The sequence below is a fragment of the bacterium genome, assembly GCA_021158245.1.
GTDB lineage: Bacteria > Zhuqueibacterota > QNDG01 > QNDG01 > QNDG01 > QNDG01.
Genome location: JAGGVB010000095.1, coordinates 1 through 4,383 on the forward strand (window position 1 = coordinate 1; position 4,383 = coordinate 4,383).

Genomic DNA, 4,383 nt, shown 5'->3' on the forward strand with positions numbered 1-4,383 from the left:
AACATAATCAGTGTTTTTATCATTATCACGGGCCAGAATCAGATATTCATCTGCATGCGCAACAGTATTCCATACAAATGATATTGACGTCGTATTGTAATCCGCATGCCAGCTTGATCCCATATCCATATACAGAGCAAATCCCGTAACCTGAGCCGGCACTTCAGTAATTTCAGGTTCTGTTGAGAATATAAAAGAGAGCCCGGTAGCTGTCTGCGTTATGAAATCCTCCGGGATAGATGAATATATTTTAAATACAACCGTATAAGTTTTATCGTATTCGAGATTACCAACAGGGTTAATAACAAGTGTTTTCTGATCCCCTGTCAGAGAGAGATTTATATCCACATAAAAACCCTGATCGTCTATAAGGCGTACGTAAGTATTCGGGTTGGACAGATTAACAGCCATTGAAAAAGTGATTTCAATATTGCTCTCAACCGGGAATTGAGTATCCATTATTCCCTGGCTTTTTTCAAGGTTTGTTGATACAAATTCAATGCCTGCCTGAGTGTGTATGTTATAAGTCTGAGAGAAAGTGTTATTATCCATTGACTTTCCATTTATGGAAAGAGTATAGTCTTCATCCGGCCTTAAGTCAGCATAAGGGTCAATTGTCAGAATCAGACTGTCCGTCCACGAAATATTTGTCTCAATCAGAGTCCCGGACCTGTAAAGATTAATATCAAATGTAGATGGATCCATCTTCTTGGAAAATGTTGCGATAAAACTGGACGTAACAGGGAAATTATTATTATTAACAAAATTATTCTGTGTAATAATAGGCGTAGCTGATACAGGATCTAAAACAACGTCTCCGATTGAATGGGAGCTGCCGTCGTACATAGTTACCTGTTCAAAATAGGATTCGTATTCAATCCCTACTTTTGTAAAGGGCAAAGTCTGTATTATAACAGTAGGTGTACACGGCAGGCTGTCAAAAGAGAAAAATCCGGAACTATTTGTTGTAGTTATGTAACGCGCAGGTATAACATTGTACCCATCATCCACTGTCTCATTATGATTTATTGTATAACGATAATCCGCAGCAACTGTTACTCCCTGTGCAAGCGATGTTGTGTTGTCGCTGAAGTTATAATAAATAGTTCCTTCTATGTGATTGCTTCTTTTGTAGAGGTCTATATTCTGAGTGACGTTGTGGCGGTAATCTTTATCAGTAGCAGGGCAGCAGTCAAGTATGTCATTTAGTTCCGGGATTGTTACAGTGATTTTACTTTGAGAGTGAGATTCAGGGCCTGTAAAATAGAGCTCGTGAAGACCTGAGCTGAGGCTGTCAATAAGATAGTAACCCAGATTTTTACAAGCTGTTGAATGGGTAACACCATTATCAATCCATGTAATTTTTACTGATCCGCTGTCAAAAGCTGCATTTGTCGTGAAATCTGAGATAACACCGCTTACAGTGCCCACAACACGGCCGTTTGCCAGCTTAAGCTCAGGCGGTGTAACAGTATGGTCGGAGCAGCTGCTCATAAAAAGCGCAATAACCACTACTGCGCCCAAAAATTGCTCTATTTTTATCATGGCAGACCCCACTTTAATTAATAATTTATATTCTCCAATAGAGAATATAATCACCCGATAAATAAATGTCAACAAATACCTTGTTTAAATTAATTTTTATAAAAATAAAAATAATGCTTGATTTTCTTAAGGAATTATAATATAATCATAGTGTGTTGCAATTTTCCCCTTTTCTTCTGTAAATTAAACGGGGAGTTTGATATGAAACTAAAAATAGTTGTTATTTTTATCGTTTCCGTATTTTTTTTACAGCCGGCCCTGGCTCAAACTGTAATAAAAGTTAAAGATCCCTATGTACTCCTTAAATTTGATAAAGGTTTTGATGCTCAAAAGGGAGACATCCTCTACATTTACAGAAATCTGGAAAACGGTAAGCGTGTTGTTGTTGCAAAAGTTAGTGTAATGGCTGTAAAAAAGGATCTCTGTGCAGTTAAAATTATCAAAAAAAGCAAACGGCATCCTCTGGCATTAGGAGATCTTGCAAAAAAACCGTCTTCGGGAATAAGCCCTGAAATTGATGAACAGACATTTGCATCAGTAAAAAAGGAACAAAACAGGCCGGCATCTGTTTCCATTATAAATAGTTCGGAAAACAGGAATCATTTGATTACGTATCTTACTGCGTCTGCAGGACTTGTCATTTCCGGGCTCGGCTACTACTATTACGATCAGGCAGGTATAACGGCAAGTCAGCACTATTCTACAACAACAGAATACGAAAATCTTGTAATCTTAACAGATAAATACGACAAAAGAGCAAACTACTGTTTTTACATAGGGGGAGGATTAATAGCAGCAGGACTGCTGCACTATTTTTTAACAAACAGCACCGGATACTATCCAAGCACTGCATCATATAATATTATGCCTGTAACTTCACCGGGATTCAGCGGATTAAGCATTGCAATTCCTCTTTAGTTTCAAGAGGATTCCGATCCGTACCTGATAAACAAACAATAAAAATATTTTATGGACAGATAAGCTGTTAATGGTTTGAATTATTATTTTTGGAATTGATGCTGAGTGATCAAATATTGGTGAATGCTGTTCATTAAAGATTCCTTTATCTTGCACACTTATTCAAAAAAATTACTACATAAGGGGCCACGTTACAGGTACTTATCCAGGTCAATTTTGATTTCGTAGACTTTGCCCATCATAAGTAAAAATTCTGATTCTGAACAGCCAAGAGATTTTTGAATTGTTTTGGAAATATCTTCCTTTATATTCTTTCGTAATTTCTCTGTTGCAAGAATAGACATGAGATTGCCAATTGTTACAATTCGCCTGATCCTTCCAGTTTCAGAAGAGATGTCAATTTTTGGGAGATCGCTTAAATCGTGCGCCGAACAAGTCTCCCTTATATCTTCGGGAAGCTGCCAATGAGTGCACAGGAGCTCTCCGAAGTAGGAACTATGGGGTATGTTATAAAAATCTTCAGCTTCCCGGCAGAGAGAACCCTGTTTATTACAGTATATCTCAACAGCCTTAAAGTGCTCGGGAAAAAATTTTAAATAGATTAATTTTCCTATATCATGCAGAATTGAGTGAACCCACAAATCATTGCTGTTCAGCAAAGGTTCATATTCTTTACCAAGAAATTTTGCAGTAAGTGCAGTATAGTTTGAATGATACCATATTTTGTGAAATGCGTGTTTGTCAGCAGTTGATAAGGCATCAAGGACATATACGGATATTACAATACGATACACTTCATTAATTCCGAGATATGCTACTGCAAGGTTTATATCCTTAACTTCTCTTGGAACGCTGTAATATGCAGAATTAACGATTTTTAGTATCTGTGCAACGAGGCCGGGGTCTTTTTCAATTATCTCTACAATTTTACGAATGCTCACATTTTCCGAAAAAACTATTTTGCGTATTTCGGTAATGGCTTCCGGCAATGCAGGCAAAGCATTGTATTTTTTTAAAAACTCATCCTGATCAATTTTTATTGGCTCTAATTTTTGTGTCATTGTAATTAAACATCCTATTTTTAATAACCGGTTAAACTTCCATGTACAGTATAATCACACATCAATTTACAATATGTCTCAATAACCATGCCATATTATTGCCGAGAATTTTCATTGTTCCGATTCCTTCAAGATCCTTTTTTACATCAGCAGGGTCTCTTCCTATTCCAAGGTTCCAGTATCTGGATCCAACCACAATCATTTGACTGATTAGAAAAAAGTGATTGATCGTATCAAACACATGAACTGCACCGCCTCGTCGTACAGCTATAACCGCAGCGCCGATTTTTCTTTTAAAAAGATCGCCATTGGCTCTCGCAACAAAACCTGCCCTGTCAATAAGGGCTTTGATCTCAGTTGTAACATCTGCGAAATATGTGGGAGAGCCGAGAATAATTCCGTCAGCTTCTATCATCTTTTCAATCCAAATGTTCAGGTCGTCGGAATCTATGGAACACCGGTTGTTTTTATTTCTCACACAATCGTAGCAGGCTGTGCAGCCTCTTAATGGTTTCCCGCAGATATCTATAAGTTCTGTTTCGATACCTTCCGGTTCAAGCTCGGAAAATATTTCCTTAATCAAAACGGAAGTGTTCCCGTCATGCCTGGGGCTCCCGTTAAAAGCAACAACCTTCATAATGCCCCTTTTTTAATTATTTTGCATTATATACAAGGTAACAAAATCATTATCAATAGGTCAAGAACATTCTCAATGATTCTATTTTGATTTTTGAGCCTCTTTATAAAACTGTCAGCATTTTATTTCTATGTGTTCATTTTCTTTACACCTTGATGAGTAAAAGGAGGCAGCATAAGGGAGCAAGTTTGTTAAGTTATAAAGTTCATCAAGTCATCAAGT

At 37.3% G+C, this 4,383-nt stretch carries 4 protein-coding genes; 1 reads left to right on the forward strand and 3 read right to left on the reverse strand.

All coding sequences use genetic code 11. The annotated features are described in order from the left end of the window. Positions 1–1,545 (reverse strand): Ig-like domain-containing protein (locus J7K93_05790; protein MCD6116505.1); only part of this gene is annotated, 1,545 nt, incomplete at its 3' end. A gap of 201 nt (positions 1,546–1,746) precedes the next feature. On the opposite strand from J7K93_05790, the gene J7K93_05795 reads away from it, so the two are divergent. Further along, positions 1,747–2,463, forward strand: a complete 717-nt coding sequence (locus J7K93_05795; GenBank protein ID MCD6116506.1) for a hypothetical protein — start codon at positions 1,747–1,749, stop codon at positions 2,461–2,463. Between the two features lie 191 nt (positions 2,464–2,654). Here J7K93_05795 and J7K93_05800 read toward each other — a convergent pair whose 3' ends face one another. Both J7K93_05800 and J7K93_05805 read right to left on the reverse strand, forming a co-directional pair. After that, a complete protein-coding gene (locus J7K93_05800) occupies positions 2,655–3,524 on the reverse strand; it encodes an HDOD domain-containing protein (GenBank protein MCD6116507.1) in 870 nt (289 codons plus the stop codon). A 61-nt stretch (positions 3,525–3,585) separates the two neighbouring features. Beyond that, positions 3,586–4,161 carry a flavodoxin family protein gene (locus J7K93_05805; GenBank protein MCD6116508.1) on the reverse strand — a complete coding sequence of 192 codons (576 nt, stop codon included), beginning with the start codon at positions 4,159–4,161 and terminating at the stop codon, positions 3,586–3,588. Between the last annotated feature and the right edge of the window lie 222 nt (positions 4,162–4,383).

Bases quoted from the DNA above. Each gene is read 5' to 3' on its own strand.
- J7K93_05795 (MCD6116506.1), top strand. From the start codon at position 1,747: ATGAAACTAAAAATAGTTGTTATTTTTATCGTTTCCGTATTTTTTTTA.
- J7K93_05800 (MCD6116507.1), bottom strand. From the start codon at position 3,524: ATGACACAAAAATTAGAGCCAATAAAAATTGATCAGGATGAGTTTTTA.
- J7K93_05805 (MCD6116508.1), bottom strand. From the start codon at position 4,161: ATGAAGGTTGTTGCTTTTAACGGGAGCCCCAGGCATGACGGGAACACT.